The organism is Mesorhizobium sp. C416B (assembly GCF_030323165.1).
Lineage (GTDB): Bacteria > Pseudomonadota > Alphaproteobacteria > Rhizobiales > Rhizobiaceae > Mesorhizobium.
Genome location: NZ_CP100471.1, coordinates 3,923,504 through 3,949,751, shown reverse-complemented (window position 1 = coordinate 3,949,751; position 26,248 = coordinate 3,923,504). Strand labels below are relative to the sequence as shown.

Annotated in this window: 28 protein-coding genes; 14 read left to right on the top strand and 14 right to left on the bottom strand. The window is 64.2% G+C overall.

Going from position 1 to position 26,248, the window contains the following annotated elements; all coding sequences use genetic code 11:
* Positions 1-114: 114 nt before the first annotated feature.
* The 7 genes from NLY43_RS19260 (at position 115) to NLY43_RS19230 (ending at position 6,724) form a co-directional block, all read left to right on the top strand.
* The gene (locus NLY43_RS19260) at positions 115-1,212 is read left to right on the top strand and encodes a zinc-binding metallopeptidase family protein (RefSeq protein ID WP_023710249.1); all 1,098 of its coding nucleotides are present in this window, start codon (positions 115-117) and stop codon (positions 1,210-1,212) included.
* 62 nt (positions 1,213-1,274) lie between these two features.
* Positions 1,275-1,874, top strand: coding sequence for a DUF1236 domain-containing protein (locus tag NLY43_RS19255; protein WP_023710250.1), 600 nt, complete (start codon positions 1,275-1,277; stop codon positions 1,872-1,874).
* Between the two features lie 147 nt (positions 1,875-2,021).
* Complete coding sequence (locus NLY43_RS19250; RefSeq protein ID WP_023710251.1) at positions 2,022-2,972, top strand: CPBP family intramembrane glutamic endopeptidase; 951 nt, start codon at positions 2,022-2,024, stop codon at positions 2,970-2,972.
* Positions 2,973-3,355: 383 nt separating this feature from the next.
* Positions 3,356-4,951 carry a signal recognition particle protein gene (gene ffh / locus NLY43_RS19245; RefSeq protein WP_023702591.1) on the top strand — a complete coding sequence of 532 codons (1,596 nt, stop codon included), beginning with the start codon at positions 3,356-3,358 and terminating at the stop codon, positions 4,949-4,951.
* Positions 4,952-4,958: 7 nt separating this feature from the next.
* On the top strand, positions 4,959-5,285 hold the full coding sequence (locus NLY43_RS19240; protein WP_031198991.1) for a chorismate mutase: 327 nt from the start codon (positions 4,959-4,961) through the stop codon (positions 5,283-5,285).
* 104 nt (positions 5,286-5,389) lie between these two features.
* Positions 5,390-5,791 (top strand): 30S ribosomal protein S16, encoded by a 402-nt coding sequence (gene rpsP, locus NLY43_RS19235; RefSeq protein ID WP_023710253.1) that lies wholly within the window; start codon positions 5,390-5,392, stop codon positions 5,789-5,791.
* An 87-nt stretch (positions 5,792-5,878) separates the two neighbouring features.
* A complete protein-coding gene (locus NLY43_RS19230; protein WP_023710254.1) occupies positions 5,879-6,724 on the top strand; it encodes an acyl-CoA thioester hydrolase/BAAT C-terminal domain-containing protein in 846 nt (281 codons plus the stop codon).
* An 88-nt stretch (positions 6,725-6,812) separates the two neighbouring features.
* Here the strand turns inward: NLY43_RS19230 and NLY43_RS19225 are convergent, their stop codons facing one another.
* From NLY43_RS19225 to NLY43_RS19215, 3 genes are all read right to left on the bottom strand, one after another.
* The gene (locus tag NLY43_RS19225) at positions 6,813-7,076 is read right to left on the bottom strand and encodes a YMGG-like glycine zipper-containing protein (protein WP_023687657.1); all 264 of its coding nucleotides are present in this window, start codon (positions 7,074-7,076) and stop codon (positions 6,813-6,815) included.
* 153 nt (positions 7,077-7,229) lie between these two features.
* Positions 7,230-7,757, bottom strand: coding sequence for an SRPBCC family protein (locus tag NLY43_RS19220; protein ID WP_023710255.1), 528 nt, complete (start codon positions 7,755-7,757; stop codon positions 7,230-7,232).
* A 14-nt stretch (positions 7,758-7,771) separates the two neighbouring features.
* Positions 7,772-8,182, bottom strand: a complete 411-nt coding sequence (locus tag NLY43_RS19215; protein WP_023687655.1) for a DoxX family protein — start codon at positions 8,180-8,182, stop codon at positions 7,772-7,774.
* Positions 8,183-8,539: 357 nt separating this feature from the next.
* Between NLY43_RS19215 and NLY43_RS19210 the strand changes: the two genes are divergently transcribed.
* On the top strand, positions 8,540-8,947 hold the full coding sequence (locus NLY43_RS19210; protein ID WP_023710256.1) for an ACT domain-containing protein: 408 nt from the start codon (positions 8,540-8,542) through the stop codon (positions 8,945-8,947).
* Here NLY43_RS19210 and NLY43_RS19205 read toward each other — a convergent pair.
* The gene (locus NLY43_RS19205) at positions 8,863-9,402 is read right to left on the bottom strand and encodes a GNAT family N-acetyltransferase (RefSeq protein WP_245264015.1); all 540 of its coding nucleotides are present in this window, start codon (positions 9,400-9,402) and stop codon (positions 8,863-8,865) included. The genes NLY43_RS19210 and NLY43_RS19205 overlap by 85 nt on opposite strands.
* Positions 9,403-9,628: 226 nt before the next feature.
* The gene (locus tag NLY43_RS19200) at positions 9,629-10,663 is read right to left on the bottom strand and encodes an aspartate-semialdehyde dehydrogenase (RefSeq protein WP_023671698.1); all 1,035 of its coding nucleotides are present in this window, start codon (positions 10,661-10,663) and stop codon (positions 9,629-9,631) included.
* 424 nt (positions 10,664-11,087) lie between these two features.
* Between NLY43_RS19200 and NLY43_RS19195 the strand changes: the two genes are divergently transcribed.
* The 4 genes from NLY43_RS19195 (at position 11,088) to NLY43_RS19180 (ending at position 15,044) form a co-directional block, all read left to right on the top strand.
* Positions 11,088-12,929 (top strand): DEAD/DEAH box helicase, encoded by a 1,842-nt coding sequence (locus NLY43_RS19195; RefSeq protein ID WP_023710257.1) that lies wholly within the window; start codon positions 11,088-11,090, stop codon positions 12,927-12,929.
* 324 nt (positions 12,930-13,253) lie between these two features.
* A complete protein-coding gene (locus NLY43_RS19190; RefSeq protein WP_023671695.1) occupies positions 13,254-13,976 on the top strand; it encodes a DUF805 domain-containing protein in 723 nt (240 codons plus the stop codon).
* Between the two features lie 191 nt (positions 13,977-14,167).
* Positions 14,168-14,596, top strand: a complete 429-nt coding sequence (locus NLY43_RS19185; RefSeq protein ID WP_023671694.1) for an SRPBCC family protein — start codon at positions 14,168-14,170, stop codon at positions 14,594-14,596.
* A gap of 70 nt (positions 14,597-14,666) precedes the next feature.
* Positions 14,667-15,044: a MarR family winged helix-turn-helix transcriptional regulator gene (locus NLY43_RS19180; protein WP_023671693.1), complete on the top strand. Its 378-nt coding sequence runs from the start codon at positions 14,667-14,669 to the stop codon at positions 15,042-15,044.
* Between the two features lie 8 nt (positions 15,045-15,052).
* On the opposite strand, the gene leuB is transcribed toward NLY43_RS19180, so the two are convergent.
* The 5 genes from leuB to leuD form a co-directional block, all read right to left on the bottom strand.
* A complete protein-coding gene (gene leuB, locus NLY43_RS19175) occupies positions 15,053-16,156 on the bottom strand; it encodes a 3-isopropylmalate dehydrogenase (RefSeq protein WP_023710258.1) in 1,104 nt (367 codons plus the stop codon).
* 149 nt (positions 16,157-16,305) lie between these two features.
* Complete coding sequence (locus NLY43_RS19170) at positions 16,306-16,656, bottom strand: VOC family protein (protein WP_023702581.1); 351 nt, start codon at positions 16,654-16,656, stop codon at positions 16,306-16,308.
* A 12-nt stretch (positions 16,657-16,668) separates the two neighbouring features.
* On the bottom strand, positions 16,669-17,052 hold the full coding sequence (locus tag NLY43_RS19165) for a RidA family protein (protein ID WP_023702580.1): 384 nt from the start codon (positions 17,050-17,052) through the stop codon (positions 16,669-16,671).
* Between the two features lie 305 nt (positions 17,053-17,357).
* Positions 17,358-18,281 (bottom strand): Ivy family c-type lysozyme inhibitor, encoded by a 924-nt coding sequence (locus NLY43_RS19160; protein ID WP_023710259.1) that lies wholly within the window; start codon positions 18,279-18,281, stop codon positions 17,358-17,360.
* A 64-nt stretch (positions 18,282-18,345) separates the two neighbouring features.
* Positions 18,346-18,951, bottom strand: a complete 606-nt coding sequence (leuD, locus tag NLY43_RS19155) for a 3-isopropylmalate dehydratase small subunit (protein WP_023694556.1) — start codon at positions 18,949-18,951, stop codon at positions 18,346-18,348.
* 162 nt (positions 18,952-19,113) lie between these two features.
* On the opposite strand from leuD, the gene NLY43_RS19150 reads away from it, so the two are divergent.
* Positions 19,114-19,539 (top strand): GNAT family N-acetyltransferase, encoded by a 426-nt coding sequence (locus NLY43_RS19150; protein ID WP_023694557.1) that lies wholly within the window; start codon positions 19,114-19,116, stop codon positions 19,537-19,539.
* Positions 19,540-19,683: 144 nt separating this feature from the next.
* Positions 19,684-20,415 carry a DUF72 domain-containing protein gene (locus NLY43_RS19145; protein WP_023710260.1) on the top strand — a complete coding sequence of 244 codons (732 nt, stop codon included), beginning with the start codon at positions 19,684-19,686 and terminating at the stop codon, positions 20,413-20,415.
* A gap of 207 nt (positions 20,416-20,622) precedes the next feature.
* Here NLY43_RS19145 and NLY43_RS19140 read toward each other — a convergent pair whose 3' ends face one another.
* The 4 genes from NLY43_RS19140 to NLY43_RS19125 are packed head-to-tail and all read right to left on the bottom strand — an operon-like array spanning position 20,623 to position 25,622.
* On the bottom strand, positions 20,623-21,789 hold the full coding sequence (locus NLY43_RS19140; RefSeq protein ID WP_023710261.1) for an NAD(P)/FAD-dependent oxidoreductase: 1,167 nt from the start codon (positions 21,787-21,789) through the stop codon (positions 20,623-20,625).
* A 23-nt stretch (positions 21,790-21,812) separates the two neighbouring features.
* Complete coding sequence (locus NLY43_RS19135) at positions 21,813-23,408, bottom strand: sensor histidine kinase (protein ID WP_023710262.1); 1,596 nt, start codon at positions 23,406-23,408, stop codon at positions 21,813-21,815.
* On the bottom strand, positions 23,396-24,091 hold the full coding sequence (locus NLY43_RS19130; RefSeq protein WP_023710263.1) for a response regulator transcription factor: 696 nt from the start codon (positions 24,089-24,091) through the stop codon (positions 23,396-23,398). The genes NLY43_RS19135 and NLY43_RS19130 overlap by 13 nt, the downstream gene beginning before the upstream one ends.
* Before the next feature lie 4 nt (positions 24,092-24,095).
* On the bottom strand, positions 24,096-25,622 hold the full coding sequence (locus tag NLY43_RS19125; protein ID WP_023710264.1) for a DUF4153 domain-containing protein: 1,527 nt from the start codon (positions 25,620-25,622) through the stop codon (positions 24,096-24,098).
* Positions 25,623-26,248 lie beyond the last annotated feature (626 nt).

Genomic DNA, 26,248 nt, shown 5'->3' with positions numbered 1-26,248 from the left:
GAGGTGACGGGGGCATGGAACGGCGGCCCGTGGCGGGCGTTTGGGCGAGGCGCCGCTCCGCACCATATTCCTCCTCTGACGCCATACGCCAACGCCTGACGCATCGAGATCGACATGAAACTGTTCGACTGCCCGCATTGCGGCCACCGCCTCTACTTCGAGAATGCGCAGTGCCTGAATTGCGGGAGTCTCGTGCTTTACGATCCCGAGCATGCGCGCTTTGCCTTGTCTGACGTCGACGGCATCTTCCACTGCACCAATGCGGATGAATGCGCCTGCAACTGGATGGCCGAACCGGGCCATACCTACTGCCGCGCCTGCTTGCTGAACCAGCTGATCCCCGACCTCTCCGTCGACGGCAACCGCCGCCGCTGGATTCGCGTCGAGGCGGCCAAGAAGCGCGCCGTCTATTCGCTGCTCGCCTTCGGCCTTCCGGTCGCGCCCAAGCACAAGCACGGCGACGAAATCGGCCTCGCCTTCGACTTCATTGCCGATCCGATCGGCGGCGGTCCCGGCGGCGAACGCATCCTTACCGGCCACGACAACGGCCTGATCACGCTCAACGTCGCCGAGGCGGACTCGGCCGAGCGCGAGCGGCGTCGCGTCGAGATGGGCGAAAATTACCGCACGCTGCTCGGTCATTTCCGTCATGAGCTTGGCCATTACTACTGGGACCGGCTGATCCGCGACGAGCCGCAACGGCTCGATGCCTTCCGGGCGCTGTTCGGCGACGAACGCCCCGACTACGAGCAGGCGCTGAAAGCCTATTACGCCAATGGCGCTGCGCCCGACTGGCAGCAGAACCACATCTCCGCCTATGCGACGTCGCATCCATGGGAAGACTGGGCCGAGACCTGGGCGCACCATCTCCACATCACCGACACGCTGGAGATGGTGCACGCGCTGAATTTTCCACTCGGCCAGCTTGAGACGATGGAGACCAATGTGCTGCCGCAAGGCGACACCGGCGGCCGGTTGCAGGCGGCGCCCGCGGAACCCAACGCCGTGCCCGAGCCGTTCGGAAAGATTCTCGCCCGCTGGCTGGTACTCTCGGAAGCCTCAAACTCGATCAACCGCTGCATGGGCCTGCCCGACCTCTATCCCTTCGTCATTTCGGACGTGACGGCGCAGAAACTCAGCTTCGTGCATGAGCTTTTGACCGGTTTGCCGAAAGAAACCGGAACAAATCGTGAGCTGGCGTCGGTATTTTAGCCGGAACGCATGCGTTCTGGTTTCGTTTGGTGTCGCGAGGGACCATGAAAGGGAGAGAAACCATGAGACGCATATTGTTTCCGGCCGTCGCCGGGGCGCTTGTCGCGATGTCGGGTGCGGCACTTGCCGATACCGCCGTCTCGGCCGTCACCGATCTTAATGTGCGCGCCGGCCCCGGCCCGCAATATCCTGTGATCGGCGTGCTCGCCGCCGGCCAGTCGGCGACGCTCAATGGCTGCATTGAAAACAGCAAATGGTGCACCATTGCCGAAGCCGGAGGCCAGGGCTGGGTCTATTCCGACTATGTCACGGCCGATTTCGGCGGCAACCGGGTCGTTCTGACACGCCGCCCCGCCAACGCCGCCATCACCGTGGTTACACCGCCGCAGGATGATTATCCCGATACCTATACCGGTGCGATTCTGTCCGACGACGGCCCCGTCGACGCCATCGACAGGCCACCGGCGGAAGTCGGCACCTATGTCAGCACGCACCGGCTCGATCCTGTCTATCTCGAGGGCGAGGTGGTGACCGGTGCCACCTTGCCCGACACGGTCGAAATGCGCGAAATCCCCGACTACCGCTACCGCTACGTCTATGTGAATGGCCAGCAGGCGCTGGTCGACCCGCAGACACGGCGCATCATGTACGTCGTGCGCTGATTTTGCCTGGAAAGAATGACAAGTGAACTCGTGCCGCCCTCCTGCCGAGGCTGAGGGCGGCAAAAGGGTCGCTGAACAGCAGCAATTGCGCGAGAGCCGACGATCCCCTAGATCATGCGACCCGATGCGTTCGGCAGAGGAACTCGCGTGATATCAGATTCAGCCGCCTTCGAGCGCTATAGCAACACGGCCACCGAAAAGACGAACCTGCCGCGGCTGATAATTGGAACGGCAGTCGTCGTCCTGTTCTGGGTGGCGATCACCCTGGTTGTGGTGCTTGGCGGCACCTATGTCGCGATCGTCTGGCATGTATTGCCGGACGATCCGCGCGGGCCGCTTCAGGGCTTTCTGGCCTCGCCCATCGGCATACTCCCCGCACTCACCTCGTTTACCGGCATCTGGCTCGGCCTCTGGCTTGCCATGCGTTTCGTCCATGGCGAGCCGCTCTCGGCGCTTTTCGGCGCCAGTCGCCGCGTGTCCTTGTCGGGCTTCCTCAAGGGCCTGGTCGCGGTGCTGATCACATCGGCGCTTTCCGAAATCCTGCTCTACTGGCTACAGCCCGAAATCGCCCGCGGCACGATCAACCTGTCGACCTGGCTGCTGTTCCTGCTCCCGATCGTGGTGCTGACCCTGCTGCAGACCTCGTCCGAGGAGATGCTGTTTCGCGGCTATCTGCTGCGCGGCCTGGCCAGGCGCTTCGAGAGCCCTTACGTGTGGGCGCTATTGCCCGCTTTGCTGTTCACCTCCTTGCATTGGAGCCCGGGCTCGACCCCCGCCATCAACGCCTGCGTGCTGGCCTCGATCGCCGCCTTCGCCTTGCTGTTGACGCTGGTGGTTTATGTCACCGGCAATCTCGGCGCCGCCTTCGGCGCCCATCTCGGCAACAATCTCACCGGCTTCCTGCTGATCTCGCATCAGGAGAACTACAATTCCTTCGCCCTGTTCAACGCCAAGCCGCTGGAAGGTCCGGACTGGACGACGACGGATGCCGTCATCATCGCCGCCATCGGTATCGTCTGCACCTTGCTGACGATCCTGCTGCTTCTGCACCCGCGCTCGCCGCTGAAGGTTACGGCCGACCCTCGGGATGCAGGGTGAACTAAACAGGGACCGAACCAGAGACCGGGAAGCCGCCCTTGTCTTGACTCTTCGGCCGATTTCCTGTCTACAGCCCCGAAATCCGCGACGAGTATCCCTCCGAGCAAGCCGACCAGGACGCCAAAACCTTTTGAGGTGGGTGCTGTAAACAGATCCTGGAGGCCAACACCCGGCAGCGCTGAGCGCCCCCGGGTGCTTTTTGGTTTTGAGCTTTGCTTGGATGAGCGGCGCGAACGCACTACCTCTCGGGCACCATCGGGGTGCCTGAGAAAAAGGAAACGGAATGTTTGAATCGCTGCAGGAGCGCACAAGAGGCGTGGAGGGCCATCGGCCCGACAGGGATCACCATGAATCCAAGGCGCTCTCGCGCGGCGGGTTGACCAATGTTTGAATCACTTCAGGAGCGCCTTGGCTCCATCCTGAACGGCCTGACAGGCCGCGGCGCGCTGTCGGAGGCTGATGTCTCGGCGGCGTTGCGCGAGGTGCGCCGTGCGCTGCTCGAAGCCGACGTTGCGCTGGAAGTGGTGCGTTCCTTCACCGACAAGGTGCGCGAGAAGGCCGTCGGCGCCGCCGTCGTCAAGTCGATCAAGCCCGGACAGATGGTCGTCAAGATCGTCCATGACGAGTTGGTCGACATGCTCGGCGCCGAGGGCGTCGCCATCGACCTCAATGCGCCGGCGCCGGTCGTCATCATGATGGTCGGCCTGCAGGGCTCCGGCAAGACGACGACCTCCGCCAAGATCGCCAAGCGCCTGACCGAGCGCCAGAACAAGAAGGTTCTGATGGCCTCGCTCGACACGCGGCGGCCCGCGGCGCAAGAGCAGCTGCGCCAGCTCGGCGAGCAGGTCAAAGTCGCGACCCTGCCTGTCATTGCGGGCCAGAACCCGGTCGACATCGCCAGGCGCGCCGTCCAGGCAGCCAAGCTCGGCGGTCATGACGTCGTCATCCTCGACACCGCCGGCCGCACCCATATCGATGAGCCGCTGATGGTGGAGATGGCCGACATCAAGAAGATGTCGAGCCCGCACGAAATCCTGCTGGTCGCGGATTCGCTGACCGGCCAGGACGCCGTCAACCTTGCCAAAAGCTTCGACGAGCGCGTCGGCATCACCGGCCTGGTGCTGACCCGCATGGACGGCGATGGCCGTGGCGGTGCCGCGCTTTCGATGCGCGCCGTCACCGGCAAGCCGATCAAGCTGATCGGCACCGGCGAAAAGATGGACGGGCTGGAGGAATTCCACCCCAAGCGTATTGCAGACCGCATCCTCGGCATGGGCGACATCGTCTCGCTGGTCGAAAAGGCCGCCGAAAACATCGACGCCGAGCAGGCGGCGGCGATGGCCAAAAAGATGCAGTCGGGCAAGTTCGACCTGAACGACCTTGCCGGCCAGCTTCAGCAGATGTCGAAAATGGGCGGCATGGGCGGCATCATGGGCATGATGCCCGGCATGGGCAAAATGAAGGACCAGATGGCGGCCGCCGGCCTCGACGACAAGATGTTCGGCCGCCAACTCGCCATCATCTCGTCGATGACCAAGGCCGAGCGCGCCAATCCGGACATGCTGAAACATTCGCGCAAGAAGCGCATCGCCGCCGGCTCCGGCACCGATGCGGCCGAGATCAACAAGCTCTTGAAAATGCATCGCGGCATGGCCGACATGATGAAGGCGATGGGCGGCAAGGGCAAAGGCGGCGGCTTGATGCGCGGCATGATGGGCGGCCTTGCCTCCAAGATGGGCCTCGGCGGCATGATGCCTGGCGGCATGGGTGGCCCCGGCGGCATGATGGGTGGCGGCATGCCCGACCTCTCCAAGATGGATCCCAAGCAGCTCGAAGCCTTGCAGAAGCAGATGCCCGGCCTTGGCGGCATGAAGGGCCCGCCCACCCCGAGCGGCGGTGGCCTGCCCGGTCTGCCCGGCGGCATGAAGCTTCCCGGCCTTGGCGGCGGTGGTCTGCCCGGCCTCGGAAAGAAGAAGTGAGGACGCTATGAACGAAGAAAAAGACATGGCCGACGCACGCACCATCCTGGCCGGCTATCGCGCCTCGATCGACAACATCGACGCCGCCCTCATTCATATGCTGGCCGAGCGCTTCCGCTGCACCAAGGCGGTCGGCGTGCTCAAGGCCGAGCATGGCCTGCCGCCCGCCGACCCGGTGCGCGAGCAGGAGCAGATCACCCGCCTTCGCCAGCTGGCGAAGGACGCTCATCTCGACCCCGATTTCGCGGAAAAATTCCTCAACTTCGTCGTCCGCGAAGTGATCCGCCATCACGAGCAGATCGCCGCGTCCAACGGCGCAAGCAAAACCGGCTAACAAAATGCATGTCGCCCAAAAGTGCGCAGCGGTTTTGGGACAACGACCTGCACCAGACAAAGCCATTAACCCAACACTGAAATCAGAAATTTAGGAGAAATGAAATGCCCTTGAAGATCAGACTGGCCCGTGCGGGCTCGAAGAAGCGCCCTTACTACCACGTCGTCATTGCCGACGCCCGTTCGCCGCGCGACGGCCGGTTCATCGAGTCGATCGGCTCGTGGAACCCGCTGCTGCCCAAGGACGGCGAGCGCGTCAAGGTCGACGCCGACCGCGTCAAGCATTGGCTGTCGCACGGCGCTCAGCCGACCGACCGCGTGCTGCGCTTCCTCGATGAGGCCGGCCTCCTCAAGCGCGAAGCCCGCTCCAACCCGAAGAAGGCCGAGCCCGGCAAGAAGGCGCAGGAACGCGCCTCTCTGCTGAAGAAGGCCCAGGAAGACGCTGCCGCCGCCGTTGCCGCCGCTGCTGCAGCCCCGGCCGAAGCGGAAGCCGCCACCGTCGAATAAGCATCGCGTCATCGCATCGACAAAACGGCGGGCCTGTGCCCGCCGTTTTGCTAATGTGCGGCGATGTCATATGCGTTCGAACGAAAGATGACTGAGCGGACCGTCACGGAAGAGACCCTTTTCGGCGGCGTAGCCGGAACGCTGTTGCTATGCGCCGGCGCCACGACAGGCGTCGTCGTGCTCAGCGGATCGAGCGGCCGCATCGACGTCACCCGCGCCCGGCTCTTTGCCAAGGAAGGAGCATCCGCTCTCGCGCTGCAATGGTTTGGCGGCGAAGGTCAGGTGCCCGGCATTTGCGAGATCCCGCTCGAAACGTTTTTCGCGGCGACCGACTATCTTGTCCAGATGGGATGCCGGCGCATCGTCTATGTCGGGACCTCGAAAGGCGCCGAGGCCTCCCTGCTTGCGGCGGCTCACGATCCACGCATCGGCCTCGTGGTTGCGATCAGCCCGACATCGGTGGTCTGGGGCAATATCGGGCCGGGCCGCGACGGCGTCAGCTGGCCGGAACGATCGTCGTGGACGATCGAGGGGATTCCTTTGCCGTTTGTCCCAAGCAATCCCGCTTGGAACGCTGAGTATGTCGATGGTCTGGTGTCCTACCGGGGGCTCTTCCTGCGTGCCTTGCAAACCTTCAAGGACGCAGCGGCCAAGGCTGCCATTCCCGTCGAAGCTATTTCAGCGGACATTGTTCTGGTTGCGGGCGGCGACGACGCGCTATGGCCATCGCTGGATTTTGCCCAGTCGATCGTTCGGCGTCGCCAGGACACCGCAATGACCACCTGCCTCGTCTCAGTGCCCGACGCCGGCCACCGCATTCTGCTGCCGGGCGAAATCACGCCGCGCTCGAGGCTGCATGCCCATGGCGGCAATGACGACGCCGACACGCGCCTGGGCCGCCTGGCTTGGGTGCATATACGGGGATTGCTGTAGCGCAGGCAGCCAATGGTCCAGCTGCCTTGGGCAACAGCGAAACCGGCGATCTATAGCCGCCGGTTTCCGATGTTGGACCTGGCTGTGTTCAATAACCGTCGGGGCAGCTGGCGATATAGGTGCGCCCGTTCCGGCCGCGGTAGCGACATTGACCGCTTTCGCTGGCACGGCCGATCAGCGCGCCGGCCACGGCGCCGACGGCGCCGCCGACGACGGCGCCCTGAACCGGATCATTTGCCACAGCTGCGCCAACCGCCGCGCCGCCGAGGCCGCCGACCGCGGCACCCTTTTCGGTTTGCGAGCACGCGCCCAGCGCGGTCGCCAGTACCAGAATGATCATCGCTCTTTTCATTATCGTTCCTCTCTCACGCGGATCGCCGTCCTCGCCGCCACGGCTCTAACTCCCAGACGGCTGATTTGATCCCGATGACGTGAGAGATCGCGGTGTCCGCGCCGGTCACATTCGTGCCGACCGCCGCCGAGCTTGTTGAAAATCCAGGCTTTTCTACCTTTCGGCTGCCTTTTTCAGATTGGCGAGGCCAGCCTCGAAATCCTTGCCGATCAGCGTATCGAAACTCATGAACAGGCCCATCAGCTTGGCAATGAAGGGCCGGCTGCCGCGCATTGCCCAGGTGACTGCGGTGGTGTCGCCCGAGGGCTTCAGGGTGAAGTCGACGCTGTTGCTGGCCCGGAACGGCTTCTCGAAGTCGAGCTTCAGCGACACCGGCGAGGATGGCACGGAATTGACGATCTCCATGCGTCCCTTGCCGGCCTTGGCATTGCCTTCCCAGGCGTAGGCGGCGCCCTTGCCGGCATCAGCGCCCGACAGCGTGCGCTTCATCAGCGGGTCGAGCTTTTCGTAGGGTGACCATTCCGGCCAGTGCTTGAAATTGTTGATCAGCGGAAAGATCGCTTCCGGCGCGGCCTTGATGCGGGCGGTGCGGGCGGTGACGAAATCATTCGACCTCGTCGCCGCATAGATGAGCACGGCGGCGATGATGACGACCAGGAGGATGAGAATGGTGCTGAGCATGTTTTTCTCCTCGCTTAACGGCTGAACGGGATCAGGGCGCGCACGCTTGGGTCGCGCAGATAGAGACCGCCCCACAGGATGATGCCGAGATAGACGCTAAACAGCGTGTGCGAAAACAGCGGGCTGCCGACGCGCATATTTGTGGCGATGGCGCCGCCGAGATAGCCGGTGAGCAGGATGGCGCCGAGCACCGAGGTGCGGGGCAGCGCATAGAGCGCGGTCGAGATCAGCCCGATAATGCCGAGCGTGCGCGCGACATTGACATCGGCCGGCCAGCCGAGCGGCACCATGGTCTGGGTGACGACATCGAGCGGCGGCAGCTTGATGACGCCGTCGAAGATCATAAACAGGATGATGAGGCCGCTGAGCACGCGGCCGGTCCACAGGGCGCCCGATGAGACGGGCATGGTTTGAGAAATACTCACGGGTGTTCCCTCCTAAGCGGTTCGAGCCGTTTGCTGGCTTCGGACCAAGGACGAGCGATGGGGCGGCGATCCTACAGGGTGCGGATTCTTTTTGGGTAGCAGCAAGCAAAAGCCGCTGCGTGGCGATCCTTCACACCCCCCTCTGGCCTGCCGGCCATCTCCCCCGCAAGGGGGGAGATTACACGCTCGACCGCTTCGGCAATGTTCCATGAATGAGCGGAGCATCGAAACCGCCGATCTCCCTGCTTGCGGGGGAGATGCCCGGCAGGGCAGAGGGGGGCGCTGTCCCTCCACCTTGACGGACTATCGACATCCACCAGTCACGGCTATTGATAGGGCTGGGCGAGAGACGAGCGAATGGCCGGCGAGACTGATCTGGAAAAGCTGCTGGCGGCGATGACGCCGGAACTGCTGCCGGACGTCTACGTGTTCGCTACGCTCACACCTGGAATCAGCCGGCAGGCAGGCCTCGATCCCGTGATGGTCTTTCGCGAGCGCGAGGGTGTGACACTGATCGTGACCGAGGACGCGGCACGGGCGGCCGGGCTGACCGCTTCGTTCCGCTGCCGCATGATCACCCTGAACGTCCACTCCTCGCTGGAAGCCGTCGGCTTCCTCGCCGCCATCACCGCCCGGCTTGCCGCCGCCGGCATGGGCGTCAATCCGGTCTCTGCTTTCTATCATGACCATCTGTTCGTGCCCGCTGAGCGGGCCGAGGAAGCGATGGAGTTATTGCGCCAACTGGCCAAGGATAACGCCGGCTGAATATCAGCTCGACGCACGTAGAGAATATCCGGCAGGCCTTCTTCGTTGGTGGTGCCCGCGCCGAACGCCTCGGGGCGAAAGCCATGGCGCTCGTAGAAGCGACGCGCGCCGGTGTTGGCCTGGAAGCAATGCAGTTTAACGATCCGTAGCGCGGCGGTCGCTTGCACCAGCAGCCGGCTGCCTATGCCTTGCCCCGTCCAGGCGGGGTCGAGATAGAGCTGTTCCACCCAATCGCCGCTCAGGGCAATGAAGCCGACAATGCCGGTGCCGGCCTCGGCGACCGTCACCTGCTGCCGGGACAGCACGATCTCGCGGATGAAGGCAAGATCCTCATCCGGCGTGTGGATGACCGGCATCCAGGAGAACGAGCCAAGTGCGGCCCGCATGACAATGGCGATGGTCGCGGCATCCAAAGCCGTGGCGGGTCGCAGCACGATTTTGGTGGGATCGTTCAAAGGCGTTTCTCAACAGAGGTCAGCGCTGCCCTCATCCCCCTGCCGGGACCTTCTCCCCGTGAACGGGAGAAGGAAGGCTTCGGCCGAAGGCCGAGCCCGCGACTGCGGGCCGCCGGCTTTCCGGCGCCCCCGCGGAGGGCCCGCCGCGGCAGCGGCGATACGGCCCGTGAGCGAATAAACGGAATCGGCCGAAGGCCGAACCCCGTGAGCGAAAACAAACCGGCCGTCAGGCCGCCTTCTTCTTCGGCTGGATCAGGCCGCGCTCGACCAGAAGCTCGGCGATCTGCACCGCGTTGAGCGCCGCGCCCTTGCGCAGATTGTCGGAGACGATCCACATCGACAGGCCGTTGTCGATGGTCGAATCCTCGCGGATGCGCGAGATGAAGGTGGCGTCCTCGCCGGCCGATTCCAGCGGCGTGATGTAGCCGCCATCCTCGCGCTTGTCCAAGACCTGGCAGCCCGGCGCTTCGCGCAGGATATCGCGCGCCTCGTCGGCGGTGATCGGCTTTTCGAACTCGATGTTGACGGCTTCGGAATGGCCGATGAACACCGGCACGCGCACACAGGTCGCCGTCAGCTTGATCTTGGGGTCGAGCATCTTCTTGGTCTCGGCGACCATCTTCCACTCTTCCTTGGTCGAGCCGTCGTCGAGGAAGACGTCGATGTGCGGAATGACGTTGAAGGCGATGCGCTTGGTGAACTTCTTGACCTCGACGCCATCGGCGACGAACACCGCGCGGGTCTGTGTAAAGAGTTCGTCCATGCCTTCCTTGCCGGCGCCGGATACCGATTGATAGGTGGCGACGACGACGCGCTTGATGGTGGCGACATCGTGCAGCGGCTTCAGCGCCACGACCAGCTGCGCCGTCGAGCAGTTCGGATTGGCGATGATGTTCTTGCGGGTGAACAGCGAGATCGCATCCGGGTTCACTTCCGGCACGATCAGCGGCACGTCCTGGTCGTAGCGGAAGGCCGACGAGTTATCGATGACGACGCAGCCCTGCTTGCCGATCTTCGGCGACCACTCCTTGGAGACGTTGCCGCCGGCCGACATGATGCAGATGTCGGTGTCGGAAAAATCATACTGGTCGAGCGTCTTGACCTTCAGCGAACGGTCGCCGAACGACACTTCGGTGCCCTGGCTGCGCCGCGAGGCCAGCGCCACGACTTCGCTTACCGGAAAGCCGCGCTCTTCCAGTATGTTGAGCATTTCGCGCCCCACATTGCCCGTGGCGCCGACTACCGCAACTTTGAAACTCATCAGAAATCTCCTGTCCCTCTCCGCTTGGTTTTTGGAGAAAACCCGCCGGCCAATGCGGGTTTTGTCCCCCGGGCCGGACCCGGGAGAGGGTGGTTAGGCCAAGGGAATCACACCGTTTTGGTGGTGGTTTTGGCCATAGTTTTGCTGGAACGGTAAGACGCGCCAACGCGCCCGGCCCCATGATTGTGGCCGGGGAAGTCGAATGCAAGAAGAGCCATCAGAAGGCCGCGCATCGAAAATGATCCCGTTCGATGCCGGCTTTTACGCGGTTTGCGTCAGGAGTCAATTGCGGCAAGGCACTCGCTTGCCCTGTACAATAGCGGCCGCAAGAAGTACGAACGCCCAAATAGTGTTTGGCTGGCGTGGCGCCAGCCCCGGCATGTGCTGCATGATGAGCCCATGCCCCGAATTCCGAAAGAGTGAGATGTCCAATTTCGAACGTATCGTTCCTGCGCTGGCAGAGGCGCTGGAAAAACGCGGCTATACCGAGCTGACGCCGGTGCAGAAGGCGGTGCTGGAACTCGGCGAGGCCGACGCTCTGGTGTCGGCGCAGACCGGCTCCGGCAAGACTGTCGCCTTCGGCCTGGCTTTGGCGCCGACCCTTCTTGGAAGCGCCGAGCGTTTTGACCAGGCTGGCGCACCGCTGGCGCTGGCCGTGGCGCCGACGCGCGAGCTCGCTCTGCAGGTGATGCGCGAATTGCAATGGCTCTACGCGCCGACCGGCGCCACCGTCGCGTCCTGCGTCGGCGGCATGGACATGCGTTCCGAACGGCGCGTGCTGGAGCGCGGCGCCCACATCGTCGTCGGCACGCCCGGCCGCCTGCGCGACCACATCACCCGCAACTCTCTCGACATGTCGGCGCTGAAAGCCGTGGTGCTGGACGAGGCCGACGAGATGCTCGACCTCGGCTTTCGCGAGGACCTCGAATTCATCCTCGATGCCGCACCGGCTCAGCGCCGCACGCTGATGTTTTCGGCCACCGTGCCGCGCTCGATCGCCACGCTGGCGCAAGGCTATCAGCGCGACGCCGTACGCATCTCGGCCGGCGGCGAGGAAAAGCAGCATCTCGATATCGAGTACCGGGCGCTGAATGTCGCCTATCCCGACCGCGAGAACGCCATCATCAACGTGCTGCGGTTTTACGAAGCGAAGAACGCGCTGGTGTTCTGCAACACCCGCGCCGCCGTCAATCATCTGACGGCGCGCTTCAACAACCGCAATTTTTCCGTCGTGGCGCTGTCGGGCGAGCTCAGCCAGAACGAACGCACCCACGCGCTGCAGGCGATGCGGGACGGCCGCGCCAAGGTCTGCATTGCCACGGATGTCGCGGCGCGCGGCATCGACCTGCCCAATCTCGAACTGGTCATCCACGCCGATCTGCCGACCAATCCCGAAACGCTGCTGCACCGCAGCGGCCGAACCGGCCGAGCCGGACGCAAGGGCGTCAGCGCGCTGATCGTGCCCAACGGCGCCCGCAAGCGCACCGAACGGCTGCTGCAGAATGCCGGGCTGAAGGCGACATGGGCGAGCCCGCCCTCCGCCGACGACGTCATCAAGCGCGACGACGAGCGCATCCTTGCCGATCCAGCCTTCGAAGAGCCGATTGCCGAGGACGAGCGCGGCTTCATCGACGCGCTTCTGGCCAAGCATGGCGCGGAACAGGTGGCCGCCGCCTTCGTGCGCCAATGCCGCGCCAGCCGCTCGGCGCCCGAGGAACTGACGGAGGTCGCGGCCTTCACGCCGTCGCGAGACAGACCGGCGGGCGAAAAATTCGAACGCCGCGACGAAGCGCCCAGCCGCCGCGACGATTTCGGCGACAGCGTCTGGTTCTCGCTGTCGATCGGGCGCAAGCAGAATGCCGAGCCGCGCTGGCTGATCCCGATGCTGTGCCGCACCGGCAACATCTCCAAGCGCGAGATCGGCTCCATCAAGATGCAGCAGGATGAGACCTACGTGCAGATCGCGGCCGACTGGGCCGATCGCTTCCTCGCCGCCGTCGGCCCCGACAAGAAATTGCAGGGCAACATTGCGGTGAAGCGCCTGGACGGCACGCCCGACCTGTCGCGGGCCGGCTACCAGGCGCCGAAGCCCGACAAGAAGCCGCATCGCGGCAAGCGCCCGTTCGAGGCGCCGCAAAGCGCACACAAGCCGAAATTCGAGAAGCGGGAACGGCCCCCCGGCGATGCAAAGCCTTGGGCCGGGAAACCGAAATTCGACAAGGCTGGACCGCCGAAGAACAAGAAACCGAAGAAGCGGCCGGTTTGAGGCTCTTATCGGCCAATTACAGATGTAGGCGCTGCCCCTCATTGCCCTGCCGGGCGTTTCTCCCCGTATAGTGACGGGGAGAAAGGGCTGACCGCAGCCTTGGCGCTCTTCTTGCAACGTTGGCGATTGGCGGAATCGTCGATAACAGCGACCCCTCTCCCCGCCACTATACGGGAGAGGATGCCGGCAGGCAGGTGAGGGGCAGCGCCAACGCACCGGAAAATGAAGCAACTCATGCCTGAACCGTTTACCCTCCATTTCGTCCAACCCCTTGCAGTCCGCCGCAACTTTGAACAGTCTGTGCCTACACGGGGGCAAGGCTAAATGCGCGGCGAAGTTCTTCACTATGACGAGGCCCAAGGTTTCGGCTTCATCACCGGGGCGGACGGCAACCGCTACACCTTCGCGCGCGAGGATCTGCGCCGTGATACCGTGATCGCGAACGGCGCCGTGGTCGAGTTTCTGCCGGCAAGCGGTCAGGCGCGCGACGTTTTTTCAATCCGCGCCCAGCCCGCCAGTCCCGCCACCGCTGCGCCAGCGGCAAGCGTCGCGCCGCCCAAGGCGGCTGCCGCTTCAGCCGCGCCACAGCATTTCGGCCGCCTGGCGGAAGACGGCGCGGTTCGCGATAGCGGACTGCCGGGTTATTTCTGGCGAGGCGTGACGCGCAACTACATCAACTTCGCCGAACGCGCCCGCCGCAAGGAATTCTGGGGCTACTGCCTGTTCTGGACCGTCAGCTTCATCCTGGTCGGAATTGCCGGCGCCCTCGCCGACCAGGCTGTCGGCAATTTCGATGCCGGCAACTGGCCGATTGTGATGATCGGCGTCTGGGGGCTGTTTTGGCTAGCGACGTTCCTGCCCTGGGTCGGGCTCGTCGTGCGCCGCTTGCACGACATCGGCCTGACCGGCTGGCTGGCAATACCTTACTTCGCAATCACCTTCATGTTCGCTCCGGCTACGCTGATCCTCGCGCTGATACTCGGATTGATCCCGACCCAGGCCCACGAAAACCAGTGGGGGCCGGTGCCTGGAGGAGGCGGAGCCTAGACCGCACCAGAAATGAGCTGCCGGCTATTTGCGGACAGCCGTGCTTTAACAATGGCTTAGGTCGCAGCCAGGAAGGCAGCTGCTGTTTTGACCGGACGAACAAAATATTTCTCTTGCCATTTTGTCTGCGCACAGATAATCTGTGCACTCATTAAATCGACGATCGAAAACGGATGATGGAGCCAAGACAAATGTGGACCAACGAGTACACCGCAATTTCCCCCCTTTCGGCGCAGGCCATCTGGAACGCGCTCAAGGCGCTGCACGAAGGCCGCCTCACCTACGAAGGGTCCGATACGTTCGTGCTGCACGGCCCGTTCGCCAAGGGCACCCGCCTCTCTGTAACGCCCGTCGGGCAGGACACCTTCGAATCGACGATCGTCGATCTTGTCGACACTGTGACGTATGCCGACGAGACCTCGTTCGGCGACACGAAACTGCTGTTCAGGCATACGCTGACGCCGGTCGAGGGTGGCACTCAAGTGACGCATCGCCTCGAGATTTCCGGCCCATCGGCCGCCGAGGTCGGACCAGAGCTCGGGCCGCAGATCAGCGGCGATTTCGACACTTCGATGGCCAAACTGTTCGAGCAGGCAAGGGAGTTGGCGAACGGTGGCTGATCGGGGGGATCTGCAAACGCGCTTCAGCGGACCATCCGAGAGCCCCGGTTTGTTGCTCTGGCGAACCACCATGCGCTGGCAGCGCGTCATGACGGCGGCGCTGGCCCCGCTTGACCTTACGCATGTCCAGTTCGTGCTGCTGGCTTCGGCGATGTGGCTCGGCCGCTATGGCGAGCCGCCTAACCAGGTGCAGCTCGCCGCCCAGGCCGGCACCGAGGTGAAGATGACATCGGACGTCGTCGCCCGGCTCGAGGCAAAGGGACTGATTGTGCGGGACACCAACCCGCGGGATTCCCGCGCCAAGGTGATCCGCGTCTCCACGACGGGGACGGCCGCAGTCCAGCGCGCTATCGTCGCCGTCGAAGCCGCCGACGCTGCTTTTTTCTCAGCCGTGGATGAGGCGCAACTCGTCGGCCTGCTGAAACGGCTGGCCGGCGAGATCCGCTGAGTCGGCCGCTAAGCCAGGAACTTGGCGATGATGGCATCGCCCATTGCGACAGTGCCGACTTCGGTCATGCCCTCGGACAAAATATCCTTCGTCCGCAGCCCGTCGTCGAGCACGGCGGCTATGGCGCCTTCGAGCTTGTCGGCCTCATCGACCATGCCGAAGGAGTAGCGCAGGCACATGGCAAACGACGCGATCATGGCGATCGGGTTGGCGATGCCCTGTCCCGCAATGTCGGGCGCCGAGCCATGCACCGGCTCGTACAGTGCCTTGCGCTTCTTGGTCTTCACATCGGGCGCGCCGAGCGAGGCCGACGGCAGCATGCCGATCGATCCGGTCAGCATGGCGGCGATGTCGGACAGCATGTCGCCGAACAGATTGTCGGTGACGATGACGTCGAACTGCTTTGGCCAGCGCACCAGCTGCATGCCGCCGGCATCGGCCAGCATGTGGTCGAGCTTGACGTCAGCATAGCGAGTCTTCTGGGTCTGGGTGACGACCTCGTTCCACAGCACCCCGGATTTCATGACGTTGCGCTTTTCCATCGATGTCACGTGGTTCTTGCGCGTGCGCGCCAGCTCGAAGGCGACGCCTGAAATCCGCTCGATCTCGAACGTGTCGTAGACCTGCGTGTCGATGCCGCGCTTCTGGCCGTTGCCGAGATCGATGATCTGCTTCGGCTCGCCGAAATAGACGCCGCCGGTAAGCTCGCGCACGATCAATATGTCGAGGCCCTCGACGACTTCCTGCTTCAGCGAGGACGACGCGGCCAGCGCCGGATAGCAGATGGCGGGGCGCAGATTGGCAAACAGCTCCATGTCCTTGCGCAGCCGTAGCAACCCGGCCTCGGGACGCACCTCGTAAGGCACCTTGTCCCATTTCGGCCCGCCAACGGCGCCGAACAGAACCGCATCCGCAGCCATCGCCTTTGCCATGTCGGCATCCGAAATCGCCGCGCCATGCGCATCGTAGGCGCAGCCGCCGACCAGACCCTCATCGGTGACGAAATCACTGCCGAGCTTGACGTTCATGGCCGCGATCAGCTTCTTCACCTCGGCCATCGCCTCGGGGCCGATGCCATCGCCGGCGAGCAGGAGAAGATTTTTCGAAGCCATGGAGAACCGTCCCAACACTGTTTGGAGAAACCGCGGCCTTGCTAAACGCCAAGAGCTTGCGGCGCAAGGGGATGAAGAACGCTACGACGGCGCCCGCCTCTCAGAACCTGGGTTCCTCGCCCTCGACAGAGGCGGGGGAGAGGAACAAATCACTTATGGGACAAAATATTCACCAACCGGCCGAACGGATCGCGCACATAAAACCGCCCTACGCCCCACGGCTCGTCGGCCGGACCGTATTCGACGGCAAAGCCGGCGGCCTTCATGCCTTGCAGCGCCGCATCGACATCGTCGACCTCGATGGAGAGGTCCGGCACCGGCGTGCCGGAGCCGCCCTGGGCCATGAAGCTGATCTGCACCTGCATCCGTGCGTCGGAGCCTAAGGTGACGATCCAGCCCTGATCCATCAGCACATCGAGGCCAAGCACGTCCTGATAGAAGCGTTTCGCCGCTGCCGCGTCTGGTGTCCCGATATTGGCCACGATGCGCCGGACCGTCATGGCTTTGCCTCCTCAAGCCGTGCGCCGCAGCGCCGTGACTTCGATCTCGATCTTCATTTCCGGCTTGTTGAGCTGGCACACGATCATCGTCGCCGCCGGCCTGATCTCGCCGAAAGCCTCGCCGAGGATGGGGAAGACCACGTCCACGAAGGCCTGGTCGGTGATGTAGTAATGCGCCCGCACCACATCGGCCATGTCGAAGCCGCCATCCCTCAGCGCCTCGGCGATGGTCGCCAGACAATTGCGCGTCTGCGCCTCCACCGTTTCCGGCATGGCCATCGTCGCATAGTCATAGCCGGTGGTTCCCGAGACGAAGCACCAGTCGCCCTGCACCACCGCGCGCGAATAGCCGGCGGTTTTTTCGAAGGGCGAACCGGTGGAGATGAGTGTGCGCATGGAGCCTCGCTGTGGTTTCGGACGCTTTGCAGGAAAGGGCCGGCCAGGCCATGGGCCAAGTCAGGTGCAAATCTTGGCCGTCGGCGGGACAGCACCCCCCTCTGGCCTGCCGGCCATCTCCCGCTCAAGGGGGGAGATTAGCAGTTCGGAGGCCTTTCTCGCTTTCCACATTTGCGATTGGCGAAAGCCAGAGTGACGTCTGATCTCCCCCCTTGAGCGGGAGATGCCCGGCAGGGCAGAGGGGGTGTGACGGATCGCGACGGAACAAGCATGAACACCGAGTGTTCGCCGCGCTGCCGCGAACTCTAGTTCCCCGACTCCTGCGCCTTGTCCATTGCTTCCTTCACATCCGCAGGCCAGGTCTTCACGTCAGGCCACGCCTGCGGCTCGCCATTGTCGCCGCGGCGGGCGAAGTAGAGCGTGTGCTTGGCCGGGTCGACCGCCATGAAACCGTCATTGCTGCCGCATGCGTGCGGCACGCAGCCGGTGGCGTAGAAGGGGCCCGACGCCATCTTTTCGGTGCCGCCGCCGACCAGCAGGCTGGTTGCCATGTCGGGCATGGTGTCGCCGAGCAGCGTCTGCGCCGCGTTGTAGACGGCCTCATTGTGGAAGGCGTCGATGATGTTCTGGTATTTGGCCGGATCGACGTCCTTCCAGTCCGTACCCGGCTCCGGCGCGTAGGTCAGGTCGCCCGAGATCGTCAGCCCGTCGCTGGGCGACCATTGCAGCGCTTGCTTCGTATCGCCCGGCAACAGATACGGCACGAAATAGATGGCGTTGTCGGCCACCGCCGCCGGCGGCGCCCCGCATTCGTCCTGTTCGACCTTGAGGCTTTGTATCTCGCCGCCTTCCGGCTTCCAGACGATGACCTTGGCCGGGCCGCACTGGTTGCCGCCGTCGCCGACATCGACCAGCGCCACGTCGACGCCGCCGACCTTGACTGTTCTGTCGAAGAACACGTCATAATTGCTGGCCAGCTGCTTGCCGTCATAGGCCAGCACCTTCTCGCCATCCTGCTCCGGCTGGGTGATGGTCAGCTGCCCGCCCTCGAACGGGACCGGCCCCTGGCTCTCATCGTCCGCCAGGGCCGCATTGTTCGACGCGCCCAGATCGGCGGCGGACGGATCTTCTGCCGGCACGAGTATCTTGTCGGTCTGTGCTTGCGCGCCGGCCACCGGCATCAGCATCCACGCCAGCGCGCAGGCGCCGGCAAGAAGAAAACGTGTCATGACTGTCCCCTCCGTTCAGCCGCCACGAACCCGGCTTTGTGGCGGCCGGGCCATCTCGTACCACTCAGGCCCAAGGACGCTCGGCAGCGTTCTTCTTCTCGAACGAGGCGATGGCGCCGGCCTTCTCCATGGTCAGGCCGATATCGTCGAGACCGTTCAGCAGGCAGTGGCGCTTGAAGTCGTCGAGGTCGAAGGTGACCACGCCGCCGTCGGGGCCGCGGATTTCCTTGGCCTCGAGGTCGACCGACACCGTCGCATTGGAGCCGCGCGAGGCGTCGTCCATCAGCTTCTCCAGGTCTTCGGGGCTGACGGTGATCGGCAGGATTCCGTTCTTGAAGCAGTTGTTGTAGAAAATGTCGGCGAACGACGTCGAGATGACGCAGCGAATGCCGAAATCGAGCAGCGCCCACGGCGCGTGTTCGCGGCTCGAACCGCAGCCGAAATTGTCGCCGGCGACCAGGATCTGCGCCTTGCGGTAGGCCGGCTTGTTGAGCACGAAGTCGGGGTTTTCCGAGCCATCGTCCTTGTAGCGCATTTCGGCGAACAGGCCGCTGCCGAGCCCGGTGCGCTTGATCGTCTTGAGATAATCCTTGGGGATGATCATGTCGGTGTCGACATTGACGATCGGCATCGGTGCGGCGACGCCGGTGAGCTTGGTGAATTTTTCCATGGCTTTTGCCCGTTCTTGATCGAATTCGTTGCGTCAGGGTTTGCTGCGCCCGGTTTACACAAAGCCGCCGGCAAATAAAAGGCAACTGTTGGTGCGCGGCCCGATCGAAAGATCGGCGGCAAACGTCTTTAAAACCGGCCGCCGCTGGTGCACCTTGCGCCCATGACCACACAATCGAATATTATCTATGCCAGTGAGCCTGAGCTCGACGTCGCTGAATTCCGCCGCGTGCTGGTCGAATCCACGCTCGGCGAAACACGCCCCGTCGATGACGACGCCCGGCTGCAAGCGATGCTTTCAGGCGCGAACCTGGTGCTCACGGCGCGGCTCGACATCGAAGGCAGGCCGCTGATCGGCGTTATCAGGGCCATCACCGATTTTTCCTGGGTGTGCTACGTCTCAGAGCTCGCCGTGTCGCAATCGGCGCAAGGCGTCGGCATCGGCAAGGGCCTGATGGACGAGGCCCGCCGGCAGCTTGGGCCTTCGGTCGCCATCAGCCTGATCTCGATGCCCGACGCCGTCGGCTTCTACGAGCGTATCGGCATGAAGCGCATGGCCGACGCGTTCTGGTTCTCCCGCGAGGGCTGACGCCGCATCGGCGCAATTGCCGACCGGGTTGGGCAGTCAAGGCGGGCAAGGTTATCGGGCAATGCGGAACGGTGTTCAGGACCCTGCTGAGCAACGCCTCCTTGCCGCCCTTGACCCGCGCTTCATCCGGTCCACATCCCCAGCATGGGAAATCGCCGATCTCTCATAGGCACCGCCGGCTGGGGAATTCCGTCTCGATACAAGGCTGAGTTTCCGCAGTCCGGTTCGCATCTCGAACGTTACGGAAAACGCTTTCCGGTCGTCGAGATCGACACCTCGTTCTACAAGCCGCACCGCCGCGAGACCTATGAGCGCTGGGCTCACGCCGTGCCGGAGCACTTCCGCTTCGCGGTCAAGGCACCGAAGAGCATGACCCATGAGCATCGCCTCGCCGATTGCGAGGGGCTGACGGAGGACTTTCTCGGGCAGGTCGAAGGTCTCGGCGAAAAGCTGAGCGTGCTTCTGGCGCAGCTGCCGCCAAGCCTGCCCTTCGAGCCGGAGGTCGCCGGCGGTTTCTTCGACATGTTGAGCAAGTGTGTCCGGGCAAGGCTGGCATGCGAGCCGCGCCATCCCAGCTGGTTCGGCGCCGAGGCGGACGCACTGCTGGCCGGTCACCAGGTCGCACGGGTCGCCGCCGACCCGGCTTCGGTTCCGGAGGCAGCAGGGCCGGGTGGCTGGCCCGGCCTTGCCTATTTCCGCTGGCACGGCGCGCCGCGCATCTACCATTCGGGTTACGATACCGAAACGCTCGACCGGTTTGCGCGGCAAGTGGAAGCAACGGCCGCTTCCGGTGCCGAGGTCTGGGGGATTTTCGACAACACGGCCGCCGGGCATGCACTGGGGAACGCGATGGCTGTCAGTGCGATGGTTGCTTAGACGCTCGCGGGACAGCACCCCCTCTGGCCTGCCGGCCATCTCCCCCGCAAGGGGGGAGATCAGATGCCGCGACCGCTTCGCCAATCGCCGACGTTGCAAGAATGGCGCCTTCGCCGAAGCTGCCAATCTCCCCCCTTGCGGGGGAGATGCCCGGCAGGGCAGAGGGGGTGGGCGGGAACTCGACAGAGCGATCCTATTCCGCCCGCCTCAAATCACGTTCAATTCCCGAAACGCCCGCCCTTCGACCACCCGTTCGTACCCAAACGCCGAGCAATCCACCGTCCGATACCCGCCATGCACCAACAGCTCCGCCAGCGCCTTGCCGACGGCCGGCGCCTGCTGCAGCCCATGCCCTGAAAACCCATTCGCGAAGATGAAATTGCCGACCTCTGGATGCGGGCCGACCACGGCGTTCTGGTCGAGCGTGTTGTAGTCGTAATGGCCTGCCCAGGCGCGGGTCGGCTTGATCGCCTCGAAGGCGGGGATGCGGGTTGCCAGCACGGGCCAGATCACCTCTTCGAACAGCGGCCAGTCGACGTCGAAATCCCGGGGGTCGGCGGGGCCATCGCCCTCCTCCGGCTCGGCGCCGCCGGTGAGATAGACCGAGCCTTCAGGCCGGACATAGATGCCGGATGGGTCGACCAGCAGCGGCATGTCGGCGTATTTTTCCCGCGCCTCGAAGACGAAAACGTTGCGCTTGCGCGGCTCGACCGGCAGCACGAGTCCCGCCATGCCGGCCACCCTGCCGGCATTCGGCCCGGCGGCATTGACGACGATGCCGGCTTGCAGTCTTTCGCCATTGTCGAGGTCCACGCCGGTGACGCGGTTGCCCTGCCTCTCGATGCCGGTGACGTCGGCGGCGATGAAATCGATTTGTCTGTCGCGCAGCGCCTTGCGGAACAGCGTCAGCATCGCATGAGCGTCGAACCAGCCCTCGCCGCTGCGGCCGAAGGCGCCGGCGCTGATGCCTTCCGTCGACAGCCACGAAAAGCGCTTTGCCAGCTGGTCGGCATCCTCGAGCAGAATGTCGGCGCCCTCGGCGACCTGTGCTTGGTGGTTGGCTTTCAGGATCGGCAACCCGGCCTCGCCGGCCAGGATGAGATAGCCGCCTTCGCGAAAACCGATATCGGCGTCGGTGCCGAAGGTCTCCTTCAGCCGCCGGAACAGGTTTAGCGTGAACTGCGACAGCCGGATATTTTCCGGAATCGAGAATTGCTGACGGATCGAGGCCATGGACAGCGTCGTTGCCGCATGGGCGAATTGCGGGTCGCGTTCGATCAGCGCGATGGAGCCGGAAAAGCCTTCCTCGCGAAGGTAGTAGGCGACCGAGGAGCCGACGATGGCTCCGCCGATGATGACGGTGTCGTAGCGCACTTTGTTCTCCGATCCACCAGCCCTCACGCGGCTGGCAAGGAAATCTCGAAGCGCGTGCCGCGCCCGGAGTCAACCAGCGCGATCGTGCCATCATGCGCTTTCAGGAGGGCCAGCACGATGCCGAGGCCCATGCCGGTGCCGCCGGACTCGCGCCGCGTGGTGAAAAACGGCTCGAAAATGCGCGCCCTGTTGCTCGGCGAAATGCCGGCGCCATCATCGCTGATCGCAATCGTCACTTTGCCGTCGGCGCTGGCAGCCGCCAGCAAAACCTGGGTCGCGCCGTGCCTGGCGGAATTGTCGATCAGGTTGGCAAGCACGATCGCCGCATTCTCGGCCGAGATGCGCAGACCGGTTTCGCCGCCCGTCTCGATGGTCACAGCCAGCCTGCCGTCCACCGGCAGCAATGCCAGCGCCGCATCGAGCGACGTGCTTTCGCCGCTCGGCGCCAGGTTTTCCGCGCGCGCCAGATCGAGCAGGCGCCGTACCAGCAGATTGAGCCTTCCGGCATCGTTGACGATGTTGCCGGAAAACCGCTTGCGCTCTGCCGCGTCCATCGCCTCGCCGGAATCGCGCAAGAGTTCGGCCGCGCCCTGGATCGCCGTCAGCGGCGATTTGAGCTCGTGCGAGACATGGGTGGCAAAGGTCTGGATCGAGTCGGAGCGCGCCTGCAGCTTTTCGGCCATGTCGAGAAAGGCCGCGGACAGCTCGGCCATTTCGCGCGTGCCGTGATGGTCGAGCGGCCGGATCGCGTCGCGGTCGCCGGCGGCGATGCGCCTCGTGCGCTCCATCAGCGCGTAGATCGGCCGGCTCACGGTGCGCAGGAAGACCAGCGCGATCAGCAGCATGCCGAAGAGCATGGCGATAGCCGCCAGCGTCACCTTGCCGCGCTCACCATAGAGATGCTTGACGATGTTGTTCGGCGTTCGAGACAGGTAGATCACGCCGGCGACATGGCCGTCGACCGCGATCGGCATGGCGACAAAGACGCGAACTTTCGTGCCGCGGCTGACCGAATAGAGGGGCGGTGGCGGCTGGTCGGGAATTCTTTGTCTCAACACGCTGGCGTAGTGGCCGGCAAGGGCGGTGCGCACCTCTTCGACATTGGCCAGCGATAGTCCGACCTCGTCGCGCCCGGCAATGACGACGCCATGCGGGTCAAGCAGCCGGAAGCCGGCCAGGGTGGTTTTCTGCGTGGTGTCGAGAATGCCCGACAGCCGCGCGCCGATCGCTGCAAAGGCCGGATCGGTGGCGGCAGCGACGCCGGCGGGCCGGGTCGGCAGCAAATAGTCGGAGGCGAGATCGAGTGTCGGCTCGATCGGCTGGTAAGGCGTGTCGTCGCCGCGGCTGGCTTCGCCGCTGTCAGCCTGCATCGGCACCCCAAGCTTCTCCGGGGCAATGGCGGCGTCACTGATATTCTGCGCATAGATGGCGGCGATGACCGCGCCTTGTGCGATCAACTCGCCCTCGGTCTGGCGGATCAGCTGGTTTTCATAAAGCCGGAAGAAGAACAAGCCGACCAGCGGCAGCGCCAGCACCATGATGAGGATGGCGAGGACCACCGTGGCCAGCCTTGGCCGCCATTTGGTGCCGATCCATTTGGCGTCGCTCAGGCGCCGCATCGGCCGAGCCGGAAACCAACGCCATGCACGGTTTCGATGGCGTCGAGACAGCCCGCCGCCGCCAGCTTGGCGCGGATGTTGCGGATGTGGCTATCGACGGTACGGTCGGCGACATGGATGTTGGCGGCATAGGCGCTGGCCACCACCAGATCGCGCCCCAGCACATGCGCCGGCCGCGCCAGAAATCCCCTGAGGATCGAGAATTCGATCGCCGTCAGCGCCAGCGCCTTGCCGTCGAAACTGGCGCCGTGGCTGGCCGGCGCCAGGCTGAGCTTGCCATGCGCGAAGTTCTTGTCGTCGGCGGGGTCGGGCGCCACCGGGCGGGCGCGGCGCAGGATGACGTTGACGCGCGCCACCAGCTCGCGCGGGCTGAACGGTTTCGTCACATAGTCGTCGCCGCCCATTTCGAGCCCGAGGATGCGATCGATCTCCTCGTCTCGCGCCGACAGGAACAGTATCGGCACATCGGAGCGCTGCCTCAGCCGCCGGCAGACTTCCAGCCCGTCCATCTCCGGCATGCCGATATCGAGCACGACGAGGTCGGGCTCGCGGCCTTCGATCGCCTGCAGGGCGGCTGCGCCGTCAGCGACGGCCTGCGTCTTCATCCCGGCCCTCTCCAGCGCAAAGCAGATGATCTCGCGAATGTGCGGATCGTCGTCGGCGACCAGGATCTGATGCGGCATGGATCTAACGGTCCGGCACTGAAGGTTGCGAGGGCTGGGTAGGTGGAGGAAGCACGAGCGGACCTCTCTTGTCGAGAACCTGCACGAGCCTCCAGCCGCGAAAGCTCCAGGCGCGCCACTGCTTCTGCTCGGCGATAGTGTCGTCGATCATTATTTGGTCGGCCAGACAGGTGGTTTGGTTTCCGAATTGGTGCATGTAGAGGCGGTCCAGCGCCGGCATGGCGGCAGCGCCGAGCGAGCGCAGATATTCGGTATCGATAGGCGTGCCGTCGCCGGTCATTTCAAGGGAATGGTCGACATTGAAATTGGCGATCATTGCGGCGAAGTTGATGAAGCAGCAGGCATAAAGCGTCGCCGATAGCGTCGCAAGATTGGCGGAGAGCAGCCATTCGTTGGATTTTCCAAGCGCGATGCGGACAATGATCAGTGCAAGCCCTGACGCCACCAACCCCATCCAGACGAAGGCGGCGATGCGCCAGTAGGTCAGTGCATAGACGCCGATATAGAGATCGAGCCTGAGAATCGACGAGATGACCAGCACGATGTTCTGCGCCACCCAGGCATAGACCAGCCGGCGGATCAGCGGATCGCCTGAGGTTTCGCTGCCCGGCCGCAGCGCCGCCAGCACGAAGCCGGCGGCCAGCAGCGCGGTGGCGATCAGCGGATAGGCACCGCGATGCGCATAGGCGGCATAGCTCAACCCGTCCGGCAGGGCGACCCCACCCCAGAGATAGGCTGCGTCGAGCCCGGTCTGCAGCGCAAACAAGGCGTTGAAGACGATCAGCGCGCGCAGGATCGCGGCCTTGCCGAAGACGACGGCCTCGATCGTTGTCGCTGGTTTAGTCGCGGCCGGTGCGGCCACAGCTGCAGGCGGCGTCAAAGGTGGAAGGCGGCGCGGGAAACGCGGCAGGCGAGGCCGCAGGAAAGCCCAGACGCCGGCGATCACGAACAGCCAGAAGACGATCCGCGCCAGTTGGATGAGATCGAGCAGCTTCATCAGGTCGATCAGCGACAGCCAGTATTCGATGACCGGATTGGCGGCGCCGAACAAAAGCAGGAACACCGCGCCCAGCGTCACCGGCATGACCCAGACGATGATGGACGCCAGGCGGATGCGGCGGCCGCCAAGCCGGCGCACCGTGCGGCGCCATTGGAAAAAGTCACGGATAAGGCGCAGCGGCGCCGCCAGCAGGAACAGCGCGACCTGGCCGGCAATGCGGGCGATGCCGTGCCGTAGCCGCCCGGACAGGGACAGCGCAAACACCACCAGCGCCACGACAGCTATCGCCACCGACAGCGGGCTGACGTTCTCGGCCAGCGGCAGCAGCGCGACGAACAAAGCGGCCGGCTTGAGCCAGGGTCGGGTGGAATTCAGCGCGGCAGGATGCACAGCGACCACCGCGCCGGCGATCAGGATGGCAAACAGCAGCACCGTGATCCCGGCGGGCTGGCCGTAAAAGAAAAAATCCGCCAGCGCCACGAGCAGGACGGCGATGCCGAAGCGGCTGGAAAAGCTTGCAAACGATGTCATGCGCGGATTTTCCTGATGGGCTGGGTCCGCTCGGCCGGTGGGCGGATAAAAGGGAGCAGGCTCGCTTCCAGGTAAGGGCGGGCCTCCGCCCGGGGCGGATCGACCAACCACCAGCTTTCGCTGCGCAGGCGATAGGGCAAGGACCAAAGGTGAGCGTTTCGCTGTTGCATGCCGCTGTTGTCGCGGGCTCGCATGGAAACGGCGGGGCGGAGCGGAGGAGGTTTTCCGCAGGGATGTGCAGTTTTCGTGCAGGACCTGCGCTTACGGCCGGGGCGCTGCCCGCCATCTTTCCGGACGTTGGCACTGTCCCAGCCAGGCTCCTTTCCTCTCCCTCCGGAGGGGGGAGAGGTGGCTCGGCGAAGCCGAGACGGAGTGGGGGAACCACCTGGCAGTCGCCGCGAACGGACACAGGAAGGGCATTCGGTGCAAACATCGCCTCGCCTTGCGCCCCAAGGGTCGACATCCACTCCGTCGACCCCCACTCCGTCGAGCTTCGCTCGACACCTCTCCCCCGATCGACGGGGGAGAGGAAAGGCCCCCTTCCGCAACTGCTGCGGGACGGGCGGGGCAGCGCAAGCTTTCGCAGTTGGCTCGTCATCAGGTACCGGTCGGACGCTTGCCTCCCC